The following is a 16,100-nucleotide window of genomic DNA, read 5'->3' as shown; positions in this document are numbered from 1 at the left end:
CCTTAAAATGGAATTTCATCGCATGGATCAAAAAATGAAAGCATGACTAATTTCGGAGCGGCGAAATCACATTGAGTAATATCTGATATTTCTACAACAATCTTGCGGCCCGAATATTCATCAGTTCCACCGTCCCACTCAGCTAAAAGCAGATAATCCCCAACTTTAAAATTACGGTCATTAGTTCGTAATTCAGCTTTTTTTCTTCCCTCAATAACAGCTTGGAAATATTCAGGCAGAATTTTTAATTGATGGGTTTTAACTGATTGCGAATATCCGGCCGACTCCTGAAATGCCTGCGCTATCCGGTTGGCCTCTTTGCGGTCAGACTCCGTTTTATGTATTGCCTTGATTGCCAAATCTGTTGTTTCATCATGGCCGTTTTTGCATATATTCTTACCGGCATCCGTACCCATGATCGCAAAAATTAAAGAATCCCATTTAGGTTCGAATGATGAATTGAATCCCTCCAAATGTTGAATACGCGCTCGTAACTTGATTGCCTCGCTATTAAGGCGTTCGATTTCAAGACCGGCAGCAACTAAATGCTTTCTGACGTGCGCTCTCAATGCGATTGCATAAATGCCATCGAGCGCAGCAAGGAGAGTGAGACTACTAGCCGCACAAGTCAGCCCCTTAATTGCATTGGTAGTATTAATATGAGTAGCCATTATTTAGCCTCTTTATTGATAGTTGGTGAGTTTGCAATGGATTTAATTTCTGACATCCAGCCGGATAACTCTTTAAATACATCTTCTTTAGAAATATTGGCTTTATTTAATTTGGCCAGTTTGTTTTCTAACCTTTCAAGCAACATCAAACGCTCAGAAAGGCGGGCATTATTAAAATGCGCTGCCAGTTCTATATCGTTTATCTCTTGCGTTAATTTTATCGGTGCAACAGCCATTCTTATTACCCCGTTTTTAGATAATGGAAATCCCGACGCAACAAAGCGCCTGTTAAATTCAGGTGTTTATTTAATTACTTTTATTATTCAGTAGTGGATCACAATCTATATAGGTGATCCGTTCCGGTAATAAACTGGTCGATGCCCTCCATCTGTTCAGTGCATCAACTAAATTTCTCTGCTCATGCGGTAGCAGCTCCTTAAACTCTAATCTGTGCCTTGCTTTCGGAATGTCTGCAAGGTAATAGATGGCACCTTTCATTTTTGGGTCTGTCTCGCCCATTTCATTAATCAGTGCCGGTATAGCTCCCTGGTGTTTTTTGCTGGGGAGCAAAGACCAAATTTCAGCAACATGCTGTAGGCCGTGCTGCCGTTCTTTTAATGTCAGCGGAACGGCGCGGGCCTCCTCGGTATTTGCCATACATCCCCCTACGCAAATATTCCCATCAGACGCGCCCACCAACGGGGTTTAGCCCTGGGCTTTGTCATAAATGGAGTGCGGCAACCTTTGATAAATTGCACTTCGCTGGCCTTTGGTTGGAAGTTGCGACCGTCTGGTGTCTCAATCCAGCCGAACTGGTGGCGGCAGTGTGTGATTTGCTGGCCGTTCCGTAGCATCGCGGCCAGTGACGGGCATTGATTAGCGGTCATTAAGTGATCTCCATCAAATGAATAGTTGCCGGGGGACTGCATCGCGCCCGGCGCGCGTTTTCTGTGGTACTGTTTTTACGCCGGTTAATACTGTGAGAAGGAACCCCGGCGCAAATACCAACCGACCACAAAAAGGAATGTGATATGATTTTTAAACTGCAATGCAAAATTGATAACGGGCATAAATGGTGGTGGGAACTAATAAACAAATCATCCGAAGTGCGCCTTAAAGGTCTAATATTTACCGGTCGGCACGGGGCAATAAGAGACCTTGAAAAAATACAAACTGCTATAGAAAAAGCGCCTCTCGTTAGCTGTATTGCAGAAAAAATTGATGAGATTGATTTGTATCCTGAAATTACAGCCTTGAAAGCACCTGTTGTTTTTATTTTTAATAACCGCAAGCCGGATGTGTGGGATTGGCAAGCAATCGACGAAGAAGGCAATGTAATCACCGAGAGCGCAGAGGAATACAGCGGACGCAATGGATATAAGACATGCGAAGAGGCTTTGATTGCTGCCAAAAAAACCAGAGAATCCATTGCTTGCGCCCCTTTCGTTGATGCGGCTGGTGTGCCAATAAGTCCGGCAGTGCTATCTAAAGATTATTGTGAGCGGCGAGAGTTAGTTGATAACCATCCCGCCGCCGTTTATTGGCGAAAGCGTGATAACAGGTAGCGTCACTCGCCACCCTCGCTTATTAAAGCTAGCGCTGCCGCCTCTGTAATGCGGCAGTTCGAGTCAAAAACTATCACGCCGCTATGGACTCCATTTACGTAATAATTACGTCGGAAAATTTCTACACCTTCCAGTTGCTTTTTTGTATTTCCCACCAATGAGATCACTTTGAAACTTCCCACTTTGGGGCCGATTTCACTTGGAGTAATAGTGACAGTCCCGATGTTTGTTTTTTTATTAATTAAGCACTCTTCTTGAATTAAAGTTTCTGCTAATTCATTAATTGATATATCTACATCATCAAAACCCGAACCCAATATGGCAATGTTACTTTTCCCATCAGCACGGCCATACGCACAAATGATTTTTTCAAAATCTACAAGAATGAATGTTTCCCCGTCTTTTATTTTAATAAATTTTGACATATCTAAATCTCCATCGGTGAATAAAGATAAAACCCTTTCGCAAATCTGTTATTTGAGAGAGGGCTTTATCCCCTCATTTCATACAACTGATCAATGTATTCGGTTGCCTGCGCCTGGGCGTCGAACTTGCCGTAAGACTCATCACCCTGGCGAACGTGGTAACGGGTGATCGGGTTTCTTTTATTACGCTTTGCGCGAGTAATTGAAAAGCCACGGTAAGCACTGGTGTGGTCGCTGATAACAGTCAGTGCGTAGCGCGGTGCTGGTTTTGGGTGATTGATGTTAAAATTAAACGGGCTAAATCGTAAGCTAATCATGCTGTTACGCCTTTACTTCCACCATTCCTTGCCACACTGCGGCGATAGGTAGATTTATCACGCATCAGACGATCAATGTGATAACGCTCATCAGAAGTGATGATTGCGCGGCAATGTTGCAAGGCATCTAAATATTCTTGCATCATGATGAAACGTTTTGGGCGTTTTGAACCAGGCATACCCTCACGGTGGACAGGTATCTGATTTCTATCCATAAGGTGTTGCACTGACTTAAGAGTACGACCGGTCAGATAGGAAAATTCTTCCGCATTAACATACGGTTGGTTTGCCAATTCATCACGAGACATATCACGTAATTTTCCTATTTGTTTTTCAGTCATGCGACATACGCGAAGTGCGCGACCGATATCAATCGGGAATTGCCTTACATATCGCAGGTCTATTTCACTGATGTTTTGCATTTGTGATAAAGTCCTTAATTGAACCCCGTTGGGGCTTGTTGGGTGCAGAGTTGATACTGTTCTCTCTGTTATTATTATGGGTAATTATTACGAGAACTCGAAACAATGTCAATAACGCAAGGAAGTAAATTAAGACTGATTCGTAACTCTGAGCAGTTAACTAAGAGGCAACTAACTGATTTAATTGGTATTGTTTATACCACTTATCATGGTTATGAGGCGGACAAGTCAAAAATGACATTAGAGTCAGCGGTGAAGCTATTTGGTCACCCACGTTTTCATAAATATCAGGATTGGTTTATGTACGACAAAATAGATCCAGCGAAGGGGCAAATAGCACCGGCGCTCGCGCTTTATACGCCAGACGAAACAAACTCGTCCCGCTAAGGGAGGATAATTGGTTAGATATTTTTTACCTGTGGGCTGAATACCTATGGGAACAATCTGAGCAGTACATCGGAGGGTTATCTTATGTCTATTAAGAAACTCGAAGATGGTCGCTATGAAGTGGATGTAAGACCGCGGGGCCGCAATGGAAAGCGTATCCGTAAAAAGTTTGATCGCAAGGCCGATGCTCACGCCTATGAACGTGACATTATCGCCAAGCATCAAACTAATGATTACCTGAGTCGACCGGCAGATAAGCGCCGCATGAGTGAATTTGTAGAATTATGGTGGATGTTGTTAGGCCGTAATTTACCTTATGCTGCCCGCAGACTAAGCACTGTAAATGGAATCTGTCGGGATATGGAAGATCCCATGCTGTACCAAATTGATTCCCGATGCCTGATTGATTACCGGGCCTATCGCTTAGGGGAGGGGATTAAGGCATCAACCATTAATCATGATTTGTTTGCATTGAGCGGTGTGTTTAAGTCAATGGCTGAAGTTGATGAGTTCCACGGTGAAAACCCCGTTGCAGCACTAACGCCATTGAAAGAGGTTCGTTCTGAAATGTCATATCTCACCGCTGAAGAGATCGATAGTTTGTTGGCACTGGTACAAGGTGATTACTATCGTATAGCAGTTCTCTGCCTGGCGACGGGGGCAAGGTGGGGGGAGGCTTACGGCCTCAAGGCTGAAAATATTGTGCATAACCATGTGATGTTTTCGCATACCAAAAACGGTGATAAACGTGTTGTACCTATTTCGCAAGAGGTTGCCAACGTTGTGAAAACGCGTGAGTCAGGACGTTTATTCAGGGTTAGCTATAGCCGCTTTCGTAAAATGATGAAAGAGGCAAAACCTAATTTACCTGATGGTCAGGCGGCACATGCATTGCGCCACACCTTTGCAACTCACTTTATGATTAAGGGAGGAAATATCATTACGTTACAACGAATTTTAGGGCATTCTGATGTGTCTCAAACTATGACCTACGCACACTTTTCACCTGACTATCTTACTGATGCTGTAAGTTTTAATCCTCTGAATGGTGTGTCCACATTGCGACCACACATAGGGGGGCAAGTGGGGGATACTGGGGCATAAAGGGGTTGTAATTTATTGATTTCCCATAGTCACCTAGGTGGCTGTGGGTTTTAAAGACCTGCCAGCAAGGGGAAGGTCAAGGGGGAAATATGAACATTAGTAATGTCGCAAAAAAAACGGGCTTAACCAGCAAAGCCATACGTTTTTACGAAGAAAAAAAACTGGTGACACCGCCTATCCGTACCGATAACGGCTATCGCAGCTACAGCGCCAAACATATTGAAGAGTTAACACTATTACGTCAGGCGCGGCAGGTTGGCTTCACATTGGATGAGTGTCGCGAGCTGTTGGCACTGTTTCATAACCCGGCCCGACACAGCGCAGATGTGAAAGCCGCGACCTTGCTAAAAGTAGCGGAAATCGAGCAACATATTAATGATCTTAATCAGATGCGCTTGCGGTTGTTGGCCCTGGCGGATGAGTGTCCGGGGGATGAGGGGGCTGATTGCCCGATTATCAATAATCTGGCGGGATGTTGCCACACGGCTGATAAGCAGAAAGTGGGGTGATGGGGGAATATTGTTGGGGGGATTGTGGGTTTAGAATAAAACTCTGGGTTTGGAATAAAATTTTGTGTGTGGAATAAAACGATGAATATGGAATATAGCTAAAGGCGTATTGAGATAAATACGCCTTTATATCAATAATTAGTGATGAACAGCCCGCACATGCAAGGTATTGCCTTCCACTAATATCACTTCAACTTCGGTGCCGACACTTAGCTCGGTAGTGCAATAAATACGCCAACTGCTGTCGCCCACTCTCATCCGGCCATAGCCATCAATGGTGGGTTCGGTCAATGTCGCTCGCGTCCCCAGCAATTGATGAGTGCGCTGGTTGAGCATGGCCGGTTGCGGTTTGGTGCGTTTACTCAGCCAATACCACCACAGGAATGCGGCGACCACCGTCAGGACGGCAAACAGCACACCTTGCATCTCCCAGCTAAAGGGAGATAGCCAGACCAAAGCACCCACCACCACGGCGGCAACACCGCTCCACAGCATATAACCACTGGCACCTAGCATCTCAGCGGCGAGTAATAGCCCGCCGAGTGATAGCCAAAACCAGCTTGGATTTGCTGCAATTTCCTCCAGCATGGTTATTTACCCCGGCTGTTTTTACTCTCACCAATCAGTTCTGCAATACCACCGATAGCACCCATCAGGCTGCTGGCCTCCAGCGGCATCATGATCACTTTGCTGTTATTGGCTGAACCAATGTGTTGCAGTGCGTCGGTATATTTCTGCGCCACAAAGTAGTTGATGGCTTGAATATCACCGGCAGCGATGGCTTCAGAAACCATTCTGGTGGCTTGAGCTTCAGCTTCAGCGCCACGCTCACGGGCTTCCGCCTGCAAGAATGCAGATTGACGTTCACCTTCCGCTTTCAGGATCTGTGATTGCTTCTCACCTTCAGCACGCAAAATTGCGGCCTGACGAACCCCTTCGGCTTCCAGAATGTCGGCACGTTTAGTACGTTCCGCTTTCATCTGCGCATTCATCGCAGAGATCAATTCAGCAGGTGGGCGCACGTCGCGGACTTCAATACGGGTGACTTTGATGCCCCATGGGTTGGTAGCTTCATCAACGATATGCAACAGGCGGCCGTTAATGTTGTCGCGTTGGGACAACATTTCATCCAGCTCCATGGAGCCTAAAACGGTACGGAAGTTGGTCATGGTCAGGTTGATGATGGCCGATTCCAAATTGCTGACTTCATAAGCGGCTTTCACCGGGTCAATAACCTGGATAAAGCAGACAGCATCGATCGCCACGTTGGCGTTATCGCGGGAGATGATCTCTTGGGATGGGATATCCAAGACTTGCTCCATCATATTGATTTTACGACCAACACGATCCATAAATGGCACAACGATATTCAGGCCCGGCATCAGCGTTTTGGTATAGCGACCAAAACGTTCGACAGTCCACTGAAAACCTTGCGGGACGATTTTGATTGAAGAAAACACCACAATCAGGGCGACAACGATAAGAACAGGGATGACCGTAAACATATTTAACTTCCTGTCAGCAATGATATTTGTATCTTAATATTACGTGACGGGTCGTTAAATGCCTAACTAAAGGCAGGTAAAAGCGTGTAAATGAGAGAAAACTCGACTGGAGCAGAGTAAAACAGCGCGGGATGACCCCGCGCAGGAGTAAATAAGGGTATCGCCAAAAAAGGTTATGGCGATTAACTTTCGCGGTCAGTACAGCAATGAATAAAGTTGACGGCGATATTTGGCGGCCAGTGCATCACCTGTACCTAATGCGGCCAAAATATCCATTAATGTCTTGCGCGCCGTGCCGTTGGCGGCGGCTAAATCTTTTTTCAAATGGCCCAGCAACAGCTCCAGTGCCTCTTCGTTGCGGCCGACCTGATGCAGCTGCAATGCCAATTGCACCGCCAGCTCCACGTTATCCGGCTGCTCTGTCAGTTGTTGCTGTAACTGCTGGATCTCCGGGGTGTCGGCCGCCTGTTTCAGCAACTCGATTTGAGCAATCAGCCCTTGATAGCGGGTATCGCGGTCTTGCAGTGGAATGGTTGCTAACACTGCTTCGGCATCTTCACTGCGGTTCAACTGGATTTGTACTTCAGCCAGTTGCAGGCCAATTTCACTTCTTTGCCCACTCAGTGCCCAGGCATCTTTCAGCAACGGCAGGGCTTCCTGCACTTTACCTTCGCTGATTAATTGCGCGGCTTCAGCGGTTTTCAACTCTTCCGGTTTTGGCAGCACTCGTTGCAGCAGCTCGCGGATAACCTCTTCTGGCTGCGGCCCTTGGAAACCATCAACCGGCTGACCATCTTTAAACAGATACACTGCCGGAATGGAGCGCAGGCCAAACTGTGAAGCCACCATCTGCTGCGCGTCACAATCGACACGCGCCAGAATAAATTGACCCGCATATTCAGCGGCCAGTTTATCCAGCACCGGGGTCAATTGCAGGCAGTGCTGGCTGCGTTCGGACCAAAAGTAGAACAGCACTGGCACAGCCATGGATTGTTCTAAGGTCTGGTGTAGGTTCGCTTCAGTAATATCAATCGTAGTAGGTGCTAGCATAAAATATTTCTCTCATCCGTTTTATACCCGTCATACTTCAAGTTGCATGTGCGTTGGCTGCGCCCGTTACTCGGCCCATCCTTGGGCCTCGCCTCTACGAGGCCGCTGCGAGCAGCGTTCAAATCTGTTTCCGACAGATTTGTCACCCGGATCATTTACTGGAGTCAACTCCGGGACTCACTCAGTTGCCGCCTTCCTGCAACTCGAATTATTTAGGGTATAGCAGTTAATTGGGGCGAGTTAGGTTGCTTCAACCCTCAACCCTCATCACTATTATCAATAATTACCACGTATCAAGAGTTACCACGCAAGACTTTATCTAACATTCGCCCCGGCAAAATGCGGCGCAGTATCGTCAGTGCATGGGCGACCAGGGTGACCGGATAACGCAATTTCGGGCGTGGGCTCTCCAGTGCGTGGCGCAATTTCGGCAATATAGCTTCCGGTGGCAGCGTAAAACGCTGCGCGATACCGGGATTATTGACCGGTTTATTGGCTTGCGCCTGATTCACATTTTGCGTGAAATGGGTGCTGATAGGGCCGGGTTCGATCAGGCTGACATGGATCCCGCTGTCGTGCAGCTCCATGCGCAGTGCGTCCGACCAGGCCTCTAGCGCATATTTGCTGGCCGCGTAAGCACCACGCCCGGCGGTCGAAACCAACCCCATCACCGAGCTGGTTTGGATGATACGCCCTTCGCCATGGGGTAGCATGGCCGGTAACAGTAATTGTGTCAGTTGGTGGGTGCCGAACAGATTGGTGGAGAATTGCTGCTCCAACTGCTGGCGGGAGATAGTTTGCAATGGGCCATATAAACCAAAACCACCATTGTTAAACAGACCATACAAGCGCCCGCCCGTCAGTGCGATAACCTCTGCTGCCGCACGCTCGACACTGGCACTGTCATCCAAATCCAGCTCAATACCTTCCAGCCCCAACTGTGTCATCTTTGCCACATCATCGGGTTTACGGCAGGCCGCCAGTACGCGGTAGCCTCGGTTTTTCAACTCTTGTGCCGCGACCAGACCAATGCCACTGGAACAACCGGTAATTAATACTGCTTTTTGCATAACTTTACCTAGTGAGTGAATCTATTTGCTTGAACAAGTGGTTAACTAAAGCATTATTACTGTTTATTAGTCACTAACGGCTTGAGTTGTTGTGCCATCCAATCAGCGATGAACGGCTGAGCCTCGGCGTTAGGGTGTAAACCATCATCCTGCATCCACTCGGGCTTTACGGCAACTTGTTCCATAAAGAAAGGAACCAGCGGAATGCCAAATTGTTGTGCAAGCTGTGGATAGATATCGGTGAAGGCATCAGTATAACGGCGACCATAGTTAGGTGGAATGCGGATTTGCATCAATAAAGGTTCGGCTTTCGCTTCCTTTACCAGATTGATAATTTGTGTCAGATCCCGTTGAATATCCTGCGTTGGAAAACCGCGCAGCCCGTCATTGGCACCCAGTTCAATCAGCACCCAGCGTGGCTGATGTTGCTTGAGCAGCGCAGGCAGGCGGGCCAAACCTTGGGCGGCAGTATCGCCACTAATACTGGCGTTGACCACTTTCGGTAATGAGGAGCTGGTCTGCCATGTTTTATCCAGCCGTGTAGGCCAGGCCTCGGCAATGGGCAAGCGGTAACCGGCGCTCAAACTGTCGCCGAGAATCAAAAGTGTATCGGTTGCGGCGGCACGCAAACTGAATAATCCCAACAGTAATAGGAAGGGAAGATGCCAGCGGAAAACGTTCTTGAAGTTCATCATCTTAATAAGCACGTCGGTCAGGGTGAGCAACAGCTCTCCATCCTTACCGGAGTTGAGCTCGTTGTCAAACCCGCTCAGACAATCGCACTGATTGGCGAGTCAGGCTCAGGTAAATCCACCTTACTGGGCATACTGGCGGGTCTGGATGACGGCAGCAGTGGCGAGGTGAGCTTACTCGGCCACTCTTTGACGGCGATGGATGAAGAGGGGCGCGCGCAACTACGGGCAGAGAATATTGGCTTTGTCTTTCAATCGTTTATGCTAGTGCCGACACTCAATACATTGGAAAATGTCCAACTCCCAGCCTTGCTGCGGGGAGAGAGCGAGCGCGAAAGTAAAGCACATGCGATCGAGCTGTTAAAGCTGGTGGGGCTGGACCAGCGCCTTCATCATCTTCCGGCCCAGCTTTCTGGCGGCGAGCAGCAGCGGGTGGCACTGGCCCGCGCCTTCAGTGGGCGGCCTAAAGTGTTATTTGCCGATGAACCCACCGGTAACCTCGATCGCCATACCGGTGACCGCATCGCCGATTTGCTGTTTTCCCTTAATCGCGACTACGGCACCACGTTAATTCTGGTCACCCATGATGTGCAACTGGCGGGTCGTTGCCAGCGCCGGCTGCGCTTACAGGATGGTAAATTGTGGGAGGAAGCATGATTTGGCGCTGGTTTTGGCGTGAGTGGCGCTCACCCTCACTGTTAATTGTCTGGCTGGCATTAACGCTGGCGGTGGCCTGTGTGCTGGCGTTAGGCACCATCAGTGACCGCATGGAGAAAGGGCTGAGTCAGCAGAGCCGCGATTTTCTGGCGGGTGATCGGGTGCTGAGTGCCGCGCACCCTGTGCCAGAGGGCTGGTTGCTGGAGGCGAAGCAGCAAGGGCTGGCTGTCAGCCGCCAGCTCTCCTTTATGACTATGACTTTTGCCGGTGATCGTCCGCAGTTGGCGGATGTCAAAGCCACCGATTTGGCTTACCCGCTGTATGGCAAGCTCGAGACACAGCCCGCCGGCGCGGTACTTGAACCGGGCACAGTGCTGGTGGCTCCAAGGCTTTTATCGCTGCTGGGGGTGAAGGTCGGTGACAGGTTAGAGGTGGGGGATACCTCGCTGAAAATTGTCGGCGAAGTGATTCAGGAGCCGGATTCTGGGTTTAATCCGTTCCAAACCTCGCCGCGTATTTTGATCAATCTGGCCGATGTGGAGAAAACGGGCGCGATACAGCCGGGCAGCCGCCTGACCTATCGTTACATGTTTGCTGGCTCACCGCAGGCGGTGGCGCAGTTCAGCGACTGGCTCACCCCGCAATTGAAGCCGGAGCAGCGCTGGTATGGCCTGCAAGAGTCCGGTGGCGCATTGGGGAAATCCCTGCAACGGGCGCAGCAATTCTTGCTGTTATCGGCGCTCTTGACGCTATTACTCTCGATTGCCGCCGTGGCGGTGGCGATGGGGCACTACTGCCGCAGCCGCTATGACTTGGTTGCGGTGCTGAAAACCTTAGGGGCCGGGCGCCGTGCGCTACGGCGGCTGATTATTGGTCAGTGGCTAGCGGTGCTGGTGCTGGCGGGCCTGTGTGGCAGCCTGATTGGTCTGCTGTTCGAGGGCATTCTGGTGCGCTTATTGTCACCGGTATTGCCGGCGGCACTACCCGCCGCGGGTTTATGGCCATGGGTATGGTCAATGGGATCGCTGATATTGATTTCGTTGCTGGTGGGTATTCGCCCCTATCGGCAACTGCTGGCGACCCAGCCATTGCGGGTCTTGCGCCGCGATGTTTCCGCCAATGTCTGGCCGCTGCGCTACTTTATTCCGGTGATGATGGCTATCGTGGTGGGGCTGCTGGCGCTACTGATGGGGGGCAACTCCCTGCTGTGGGCCATTCTCGCGGGCATGGTAGTTTTGGCGTTACTGCTCGGGGTGATAGGTTGGGGCGGTTTGTTGCTGTTACGCCGCCTCACCGTCACCCGTTTGTCATTGCGATTAGCCATCAACCGGTTGCTCCGCCAGCCATGGATGACGCTGACGCAACTGGCGGCATTTTCTTTATCTTTCATGCTGTTGGCGTTGCTGTTAGTGTTGCGCGGCGATCTGCTGGATCGCTGGCAGCAGCAACTGCCGCCAGATAGTCCAAACTACTTTTTGCTGAATATGACACCGCAACAGGTGCCGCAGGTGACCGAATTTCTGGCGCAACATCAGATAACCCCTTCGACCTTCTATCCGATTGTTCGGGTGCGATTGAGTGAAATTAACCAGCAACTGGCCACTGAGCGGGTCCATGAAGATGATCCCGGCGGTGAAGCGGTTAACCGCGAATTGAATCTGACCTGGCAGCAAGATTTACCGGCGCACAATATTTTGACTGCCGGCCAGTGGCCGCCAAAGGCAGATGAAGTGTCGATGGAGCAGGGGATCGCTGATCGACTGGGCATTAAAATCGGCGATAAGCTGACATTCAGTGGCGATACCCAGTCATTTGAGGCTACCGTGAGCAGCATTCGTCAGGTGGACTGGGAGAGTTTGCGACCTAATTTCTACTTTATTTTTCCGCCGGGTGCGCTGGATAAGCAGCCACAAACCTGGCTGACCAGTTTCCGCTATCACGGGGATGGGGAAGCACTGACACAACTGAATCGCCAGTTCCCGACACTCAGCTTGCTGGATATTGGCGCGATGCTAAAACAGGTAGGGCAGGTGCTACAGCAGGTCAGTCGCGCGCTGGAAGTGATGGTGGTGCTGGTCATTATTTGTGGCACCTTGCTGTTGCTGGCACAGGTACAGGTAGGGATGCGCCAGCGCCGTCAAGAGCTGGTGGTCTATCGTACGCTAGGCGCAAGTAAACGCTTACTGCGCGGCACATTGTGGTGGGAGTTTGCTCTGCTGGGGCTGGTGGCTGGTCTGGCGGCCGCTATCGGTGCGGAAGCCGCACTCTGGGCGCTACAGCGGTTGGTGTTTGACTTCCCGTGGCAGCCTAATTGGGTCATGTGGTGGCTATTGCCGCTGGCGGCGGCGCTGCTATTGTCACTCTGTGGCGGCTGGCTCGGTGCGCGGCTGTTGCAGGGGCGGGCTCTATTCCGCCACTATGAGGGGTAGATTTTATTCGCGGGCAGCATGAGTTGCCCGCGAATTATTAGTTTCCTGCGAATGATTTACAGCTTCGCCTGCGCCCAACGCAGTGCGTTTTGGTACTCAGTTGGGAGCAAAGGGGCCAGCTTGGCCAGTGCAGCACTTAATGCCGCGCCATCGGGATCATTCAAATTCAAATGACCCACTTTGCGGCCTTCACGCACCTCTTTTTCGTACCAGTGCAGATGCACTAATGGCAGTGATAGCCACTCGACATTCACTGGCGTGCCAATCAGATTGACCATTGCAGATGGGGTGTTCACCACCGGCTCAGGCAGCGGCAGATCCAAAATAGCGCGCAGATGCAGCTCGAACTGGCTGATGGAGGCGCCATTTTGGGTCCAGTGACCGCTGTTATGCACTCGCGGTGCTAACTCATTGATCAGCAAACTGTCGCCGACAATAAAGCACTCCATCGCCATCACACCGACATAATTTAGCTCATCCATAATGGCAGAGAGCATCTGTTCTGCTTGTTGCTGTAAACGGCTATCCGGCTGAGGGAGTGCCACACTGACGCGCAAGATGCCATCTTCATGCAAATTGTGGGTCAGCGGGTAGAAAACCGATTTGCCTTGATGGCTGCGAGCACCGACCAGCGAAACTTCGCCGGAGAAGTTAATACCCTGCTCGACAATACACTCGCCGTAAGCATCGGCAGGTAGGGTATCTTGCTCACCTGCGCGCAAACGCCACTGACCACGGCCATCGTAGCCGCCGACTCGACGTTTCACGATGGCAAGTTCGCCTAGGGTGGCGAAAACCTGCGGCCACTCGCTGGCACTGGCCAATAGCTGCCAAGGAGCAGTCGCCAGATTCAGGCTATCGAGCAGCTGTTTTTGTGTCAGGCGGTCAGCCAGACGCGGGAAAATATCGCGGTTAACAAAGGCGGTATGTGTCGCCAGCTCGCGGGTTAAGGCGGTTTCCGGCCAGCGCTCAATCTCAGCGGTGATCACACTGTGCTGATAAGGCACCGCTTCCGGTTCGGCATCTAACCCCACCGGATAGACGGCAATGCCTAGCGGCTCACCTGCCTGGCGCAACATACGCCCTAACTGACCGTTCCCTAATACGCAAACCGGCTTCATGCTTCATCCCTCGGATCAGGATTTTCCAGCACTTCGTCCGTTTGGCTTTGACGCCAATTAGCCAGACGGCCAGCCAATTCAGTGTCATGCAGCGCCAATATTTGTGCGGCGAGCAATGCAGCATTCGCCGCCCCAGCTTTACCAATAGCCAGTGTCCCCACCGGAATGCCACGCGGCATCTGCACGATGGAATAGAGGCTATCGACGCCGCTTAACGCCGCACTTTGCACCGGAACACCTAAAACCGGCACCAGTGTTTTGGCCGCGATCATTCCCGGCAGGTGAGCTGCACCGCCCGCGCCCGCAATAATGACATGTAAGCCATTGGCATCCGCTTGTTCGGCAAAACTGAACAGCTTATCGGGGGTTCTGTGTGCAGAGACAACTTCGACATGAAACGGAACATTGAGCGTGGTGAGCACGTCGGCGGCGAACTGCATGGTGGCCCAGTCACTTTTGGACCCCATTACGATAGCGATTTTAACCCCGGCTGCATAAGCCGAATCGAGGTTGGCTCCCATGAGGGTAAGGCTCCTGTGATTGCGCAAGCGTCGGCCAGAACGAAGTTAGATCTCGTGGCTGGCGATGAGGGCGTAGAGCATATCATGAGCCAAAGGCGAGGAAAACGGTTGCGTCGCGGCTTTTAGTGGGATTTTGCGGTTTTTTTAGCGGTACACTAATGATAAATAGGGGGGTGCTAATGATAAATAGCGCCGCAGTTATTGACCATCAGGCGGTTAAAACGGGAATTTAATCAACTCAACACTTTCAGCCGTGACTTTTACCATCGAACCTTCAACATGCCAGGCACCCAAAACCACCCGATGCGCTGTTGCTGCGGGCAGTGCTACATTATGAACCGCAGGGCGATGAGTGTGCCCATGGATCATCCAACTGACCTGATTCCGCTGAAATGTATCAATGACAGCTTGTGGATTCACATCCATGATGAGTTGCGACTTACCGCTATTGTTCTGTTGGCTTTGGTTGCGCATATAAGCGGCAATACGTAAACGAAAGCGCAGCGGTAACCATAGGAAAAGTTTTTGAATCAGGGGGTTGTGAACTCTGCGCCGAAAATGCTGATAGTCGGTATCATCGGTACATAAAGTATCACCATGCAAAATAACGACTCTGCGGCCATACAGCTCGACGACCTTTTCTTCCGCGAGTAGTGTCATACCGCTTTCAGCCGCAAAGCGTTTACCGAGCAGAAAATCGCGATTGCCGTGGATAAAGTAGCAGGGTACACCCTGTTGCTGGAGTGATTTTAACGCAGCGGCAACTTGCCGATACAGTGGATCGGGGTCATCATCACCAATCCAGGACTCAAATAAATCGCCCAGGATATATAAAGCATCAGCATGAATAGCATCACGCTGTATAAAATGCAGGAAACCGGCAGTGATTGCCGGTTCCTGAACGCTAAGATGCAAATCTGCAATAAAAAGCGTGCTCATTAAGTCGCTATTACTCGCTTACAGTAACGCTTTTAATGATGACGTCTTCTTTTGGCACATCCTGATGCATACCGCTGCGACCTGTTGCGACGTTTTTGATCTTCTCAACCACGTCCAAACCCTCGGTAACTTCAGCAAATACACAGTAGCCCCAGCCATCTGGGCGCTCTGAACGGAAGTTCAGGAAGTCGTTGTCTGCAACGTTAATAAAGAACTGAGCAGTGGCAGAGTGTGGATCGTTAGTACGCGCCATTGCCAGTGTGCCACGGGTGTTTTTCAGACCGTTATTGGCTTCGTTCTTGATAGGTGCATCAGTCTCTTTTTGATTCATACCCGGCTCGAAACCACCGCCCTGAATCATGAAACCATCAATAACACGGTGGAAAATAGTGTTATCATAGAAACCTTTACGGCAGTAGTTCAGGAAGTTCTCAACGGTAACCGGCGCTTTATCCGCGAAGGTGTTGACGACGATATCGCCGTGATTAGTATGAAACGTGACCATAATAATATTCCTGCTAGTGTAATAAGTGTGTTCACAAATGAGTCGTAACCCTTTAGACGGCTCTTATATCATATCTCTGAGATTGAGTCAGCACTCGCAACACGGCCAATATGGGCGAAAAAGTGCTGAATCACGGGCTGATTTACCGCATAATCTGATGATATCCTATTATACCCTTTGCCATTGAAGCCTCAGGGGCGTCTGCTTGCCG

General features: G+C 50.1%; 22 protein-coding genes. 6 read left to right on the top strand and 16 right to left on the bottom strand.

Annotated features, from left to right (window positions below; translation table 11 throughout):
- Positions 1 to 2: 2 nt before the first annotated feature.
- From AACW11_RS10610 to AACW11_RS10595, 4 genes are all read right to left on the bottom strand, one after another.
- Positions 3 to 671 (bottom strand): DUF3850 domain-containing protein, encoded by a 669-nt coding sequence (locus AACW11_RS10610; RefSeq protein ID WP_212584257.1) that lies wholly within the window; start codon positions 669 to 671, stop codon positions 3 to 5.
- A complete protein-coding gene (locus AACW11_RS10605) occupies positions 671 to 907 on the bottom strand; it encodes a hypothetical protein (RefSeq protein WP_212584256.1) in 237 nt (78 codons plus the stop codon). The genes AACW11_RS10610 and AACW11_RS10605 overlap by 1 nt, the downstream gene beginning before the upstream one ends.
- A 70-nt stretch (positions 908 to 977) precedes the next feature.
- Positions 978 to 1,328: a DUF5347 family protein gene (locus AACW11_RS10600; RefSeq protein ID WP_212584255.1), complete on the bottom strand. Its 351-nt coding sequence runs from the start codon at positions 1,326 to 1,328 to the stop codon at positions 978 to 980.
- An 8-nt stretch (positions 1,329 to 1,336) separates the two neighbouring features.
- Entirely contained in the window at positions 1,337 to 1,558 is a 222-nt protein-coding gene (locus tag AACW11_RS10595; RefSeq protein ID WP_212584254.1) for a phage filamentation protein Fil family protein, read from the bottom strand.
- Positions 1,559 to 1,702: 144 nt separating this feature from the next.
- On the opposite strand from AACW11_RS10595, the gene AACW11_RS10590 reads away from it, so the two are divergent.
- On the top strand, positions 1,703 to 2,236 hold the full coding sequence (locus AACW11_RS10590) for a hypothetical protein (RefSeq protein ID WP_212584253.1): 534 nt from the start codon (positions 1,703 to 1,705) through the stop codon (positions 2,234 to 2,236).
- Positions 2,237 to 2,238: 2 nt separating this feature from the next.
- Here the strand turns inward: AACW11_RS10590 and AACW11_RS10585 are convergent, their stop codons facing one another.
- The 3 genes from AACW11_RS10585 to AACW11_RS10575 form a co-directional block, all read right to left on the bottom strand.
- On the bottom strand, positions 2,239 to 2,661 hold the full coding sequence (locus AACW11_RS10585) for a hypothetical protein (protein ID WP_212584252.1): 423 nt from the start codon (positions 2,659 to 2,661) through the stop codon (positions 2,239 to 2,241).
- 65 nt (positions 2,662 to 2,726) lie between these two features.
- Entirely contained in the window at positions 2,727 to 2,978 is a 252-nt protein-coding gene (locus AACW11_RS10580) for a hypothetical protein (protein ID WP_445285814.1), read from the bottom strand.
- Entirely contained in the window at positions 2,975 to 3,400 is a 426-nt protein-coding gene (locus AACW11_RS10575; protein WP_249192709.1) for a hypothetical protein, read from the bottom strand. Before AACW11_RS10575 ends, AACW11_RS10580 begins: the two co-directional genes overlap by 4 nt.
- A 105-nt stretch (positions 3,401 to 3,505) precedes the next feature.
- Here AACW11_RS10575 and AACW11_RS10570 point away from each other — a divergent pair, with 105 nt between their 5' ends.
- The 3 genes from AACW11_RS10570 to cueR all read left to right on the top strand — a co-directional run bounded on the left by AACW11_RS10570 (position 3,506) and on the right by cueR (position 5,400).
- Positions 3,506 to 3,787 carry a helix-turn-helix transcriptional regulator gene (locus tag AACW11_RS10570; RefSeq protein ID WP_212584251.1) on the top strand — a complete coding sequence of 94 codons (282 nt, stop codon included), beginning with the start codon at positions 3,506 to 3,508 and terminating at the stop codon, positions 3,785 to 3,787.
- Between the two features lie 84 nt (positions 3,788 to 3,871).
- Positions 3,872 to 4,891, top strand: a complete 1,020-nt coding sequence (locus AACW11_RS10565) for a phage integrase (protein ID WP_212584250.1) — start codon at positions 3,872 to 3,874, stop codon at positions 4,889 to 4,891.
- An 89-nt stretch (positions 4,892 to 4,980) separates the two neighbouring features.
- Positions 4,981 to 5,400, top strand: coding sequence for a Cu(I)-responsive transcriptional regulator (gene cueR, locus AACW11_RS10560; RefSeq protein WP_212584249.1), 420 nt, complete (start codon positions 4,981 to 4,983; stop codon positions 5,398 to 5,400).
- A 138-nt stretch (positions 5,401 to 5,538) separates the two neighbouring features.
- Here cueR and AACW11_RS10555 read toward each other — a convergent pair whose 3' ends face one another.
- The 5 genes from AACW11_RS10555 to tesA form a co-directional block, all read right to left on the bottom strand.
- Positions 5,539 to 5,988 (bottom strand): NfeD family protein, encoded by a 450-nt coding sequence (locus AACW11_RS10555; RefSeq protein WP_212584248.1) that lies wholly within the window; start codon positions 5,986 to 5,988, stop codon positions 5,539 to 5,541.
- 2 nt (positions 5,989 to 5,990) lie between these two features.
- Positions 5,991 to 6,905: an SPFH domain-containing protein gene (locus AACW11_RS10550; RefSeq protein WP_004704953.1), complete on the bottom strand. Its 915-nt coding sequence runs from the start codon at positions 6,903 to 6,905 to the stop codon at positions 5,991 to 5,993.
- Between the two features lie 195 nt (positions 6,906 to 7,100).
- A complete protein-coding gene (locus AACW11_RS10545; RefSeq protein ID WP_212584247.1) occupies positions 7,101 to 7,955 on the bottom strand; it encodes a co-chaperone YbbN in 855 nt (284 codons plus the stop codon).
- Positions 7,956 to 8,248: 293 nt separating this feature from the next.
- A complete protein-coding gene (locus AACW11_RS10540; protein WP_212584246.1) occupies positions 8,249 to 9,025 on the bottom strand; it encodes an SDR family oxidoreductase in 777 nt (258 codons plus the stop codon).
- Positions 9,026 to 9,081: 56 nt separating this feature from the next.
- On the bottom strand, positions 9,082 to 9,717 hold the full coding sequence (tesA, locus tag AACW11_RS10535; protein ID WP_212584398.1) for a multifunctional acyl-CoA thioesterase I/protease I/lysophospholipase L1: 636 nt from the start codon (positions 9,715 to 9,717) through the stop codon (positions 9,082 to 9,084).
- Between tesA and ybbA the strand changes: the two genes are divergently transcribed.
- Both ybbA and ybbP read left to right on the top strand, forming a co-directional pair.
- A complete protein-coding gene (ybbA, locus tag AACW11_RS10530) occupies positions 9,688 to 10,374 on the top strand; it encodes a putative ABC transporter ATP-binding protein YbbA (RefSeq protein WP_212584245.1) in 687 nt (228 codons plus the stop codon). The two genes, tesA and ybbA, sit on opposite strands and share 30 nt — an antisense overlap.
- A complete protein-coding gene (gene ybbP, locus AACW11_RS10525) occupies positions 10,371 to 12,803 on the top strand; it encodes a putative ABC transporter permease subunit YbbP (protein WP_212584244.1) in 2,433 nt (810 codons plus the stop codon). Before ybbA ends, ybbP begins: the two co-directional genes overlap by 4 nt.
- 56 nt (positions 12,804 to 12,859) lie before the next feature.
- Here the strand turns inward: ybbP and purK are convergent, their stop codons facing one another.
- The 4 genes from purK to ppiB all read right to left on the bottom strand — a co-directional run bounded on the left by purK (position 12,860) and on the right by ppiB (position 15,889).
- Entirely contained in the window at positions 12,860 to 13,924 is a 1,065-nt protein-coding gene (gene purK, locus AACW11_RS10520; RefSeq protein ID WP_212584243.1) for a 5-(carboxyamino)imidazole ribonucleotide synthase, read from the bottom strand.
- Positions 13,921 to 14,445, bottom strand: a complete 525-nt coding sequence (gene purE / locus AACW11_RS10515; protein ID WP_212584242.1) for a 5-(carboxyamino)imidazole ribonucleotide mutase — start codon at positions 14,443 to 14,445, stop codon at positions 13,921 to 13,923. Before purE ends, purK begins: the two co-directional genes overlap by 4 nt.
- Positions 14,446 to 14,661: 216 nt before the next feature.
- Entirely contained in the window at positions 14,662 to 15,384 is a 723-nt protein-coding gene (locus AACW11_RS10510) for a UDP-2,3-diacylglucosamine diphosphatase (protein WP_212584241.1), read from the bottom strand.
- A 10-nt stretch (positions 15,385 to 15,394) separates the two neighbouring features.
- Positions 15,395 to 15,889, bottom strand: a complete 495-nt coding sequence (ppiB, locus tag AACW11_RS10505) for a peptidylprolyl isomerase B (RefSeq protein ID WP_004873351.1) — start codon at positions 15,887 to 15,889, stop codon at positions 15,395 to 15,397.
- Positions 15,890 to 16,100 lie beyond the last annotated feature (211 nt).

The sequence above is a fragment of the Yersinia sp. Marseille-Q3913 genome (assembly GCF_963892745.1).
In the GTDB taxonomy this organism is placed as follows: domain Bacteria; phylum Pseudomonadota; class Gammaproteobacteria; order Enterobacterales; family Enterobacteriaceae; genus Yersinia; species Yersinia bercovieri.
Note: the sequence above shows the minus strand (reverse complement) of the source record. Positions and strands in the feature narration are given on the sequence as shown.

What these genes read in the sequence shown, in the direction of transcription:
- AACW11_RS10610 (WP_212584257.1), bottom strand. Translation starts at nt 671, where the DNA reads ATGGCTACTCATATTAATACTACCAATGCAATTAAGGGGCTGACTTGT.
- AACW11_RS10570 (WP_212584251.1), top strand. Translation starts at nt 3,506, where the DNA reads ATGTCAATAACGCAAGGAAGTAAATTAAGACTGATTCGTAACTCTGAG.
- tesA (WP_212584398.1), bottom strand. Translation starts at nt 9,717, where the DNA reads ATGAACTTCAAGAACGTTTTCCGCTGGCATCTTCCCTTCCTATTACTG.
- purK (WP_212584243.1), bottom strand. Translation starts at nt 13,924, where the DNA reads ATGAAGCCGGTTTGCGTATTAGGGAACGGTCAGTTAGGGCGTATGTTG.
- ybbA (WP_212584245.1), top strand. Translation starts at nt 9,688, where the DNA reads ATGCCAGCGGAAAACGTTCTTGAAGTTCATCATCTTAATAAGCACGTC.
- AACW11_RS10555 (WP_212584248.1), bottom strand. Translation starts at nt 5,988, where the DNA reads ATGCTGGAGGAAATTGCAGCAAATCCAAGCTGGTTTTGGCTATCACTC.
- AACW11_RS10585 (WP_212584252.1), bottom strand. Translation starts at nt 2,661, where the DNA reads ATGTCAAAATTTATTAAAATAAAAGACGGGGAAACATTCATTCTTGTA.
- ybbP (WP_212584244.1), top strand. Translation starts at nt 10,371, where the DNA reads ATGATTTGGCGCTGGTTTTGGCGTGAGTGGCGCTCACCCTCACTGTTA.
- AACW11_RS10540 (WP_212584246.1), bottom strand. Translation starts at nt 9,025, where the DNA reads ATGCAAAAAGCAGTATTAATTACCGGTTGTTCCAGTGGCATTGGTCTG.
- AACW11_RS10545 (WP_212584247.1), bottom strand. Translation starts at nt 7,955, where the DNA reads ATGCTAGCACCTACTACGATTGATATTACTGAAGCGAACCTACACCAG.
- purE (WP_212584242.1), bottom strand. Translation starts at nt 14,445, where the DNA reads ATGGGAGCCAACCTCGATTCGGCTTATGCAGCCGGGGTTAAAATCGCT.
- AACW11_RS10550 (WP_004704953.1), bottom strand. Translation starts at nt 6,905, where the DNA reads ATGTTTACGGTCATCCCTGTTCTTATCGTTGTCGCCCTGATTGTGGTG.
- AACW11_RS10575 (WP_249192709.1), bottom strand. Translation starts at nt 3,400, where the DNA reads ATGCAAAACATCAGTGAAATAGACCTGCGATATGTAAGGCAATTCCCG.
- AACW11_RS10590 (WP_212584253.1), top strand. Translation starts at nt 1,703, where the DNA reads ATGATTTTTAAACTGCAATGCAAAATTGATAACGGGCATAAATGGTGG.
- cueR (WP_212584249.1), top strand. Translation starts at nt 4,981, where the DNA reads ATGAACATTAGTAATGTCGCAAAAAAAACGGGCTTAACCAGCAAAGCC.
- AACW11_RS10580 (WP_445285814.1), bottom strand. Translation starts at nt 2,978, where the DNA reads ATGATTAGCTTACGATTTAGCCCGTTTAATTTTAACATCAATCACCCA.
- ppiB (WP_004873351.1), bottom strand. Translation starts at nt 15,889, where the DNA reads ATGGTCACGTTTCATACTAATCACGGCGATATCGTCGTCAACACCTTC.
- AACW11_RS10565 (WP_212584250.1), top strand. Translation starts at nt 3,872, where the DNA reads ATGTCTATTAAGAAACTCGAAGATGGTCGCTATGAAGTGGATGTAAGA.
- AACW11_RS10595 (WP_212584254.1), bottom strand. Translation starts at nt 1,558, where the DNA reads ATGACCGCTAATCAATGCCCGTCACTGGCCGCGATGCTACGGAACGGC.
- AACW11_RS10600 (WP_212584255.1), bottom strand. Translation starts at nt 1,328, where the DNA reads ATGGCAAATACCGAGGAGGCCCGCGCCGTTCCGCTGACATTAAAAGAA.
- AACW11_RS10605 (WP_212584256.1), bottom strand. Translation starts at nt 907, where the DNA reads ATGGCTGTTGCACCGATAAAATTAACGCAAGAGATAAACGATATAGAA.
- AACW11_RS10510 (WP_212584241.1), bottom strand. Translation starts at nt 15,384, where the DNA reads ATGAGCACGCTTTTTATTGCAGATTTGCATCTTAGCGTTCAGGAACCG.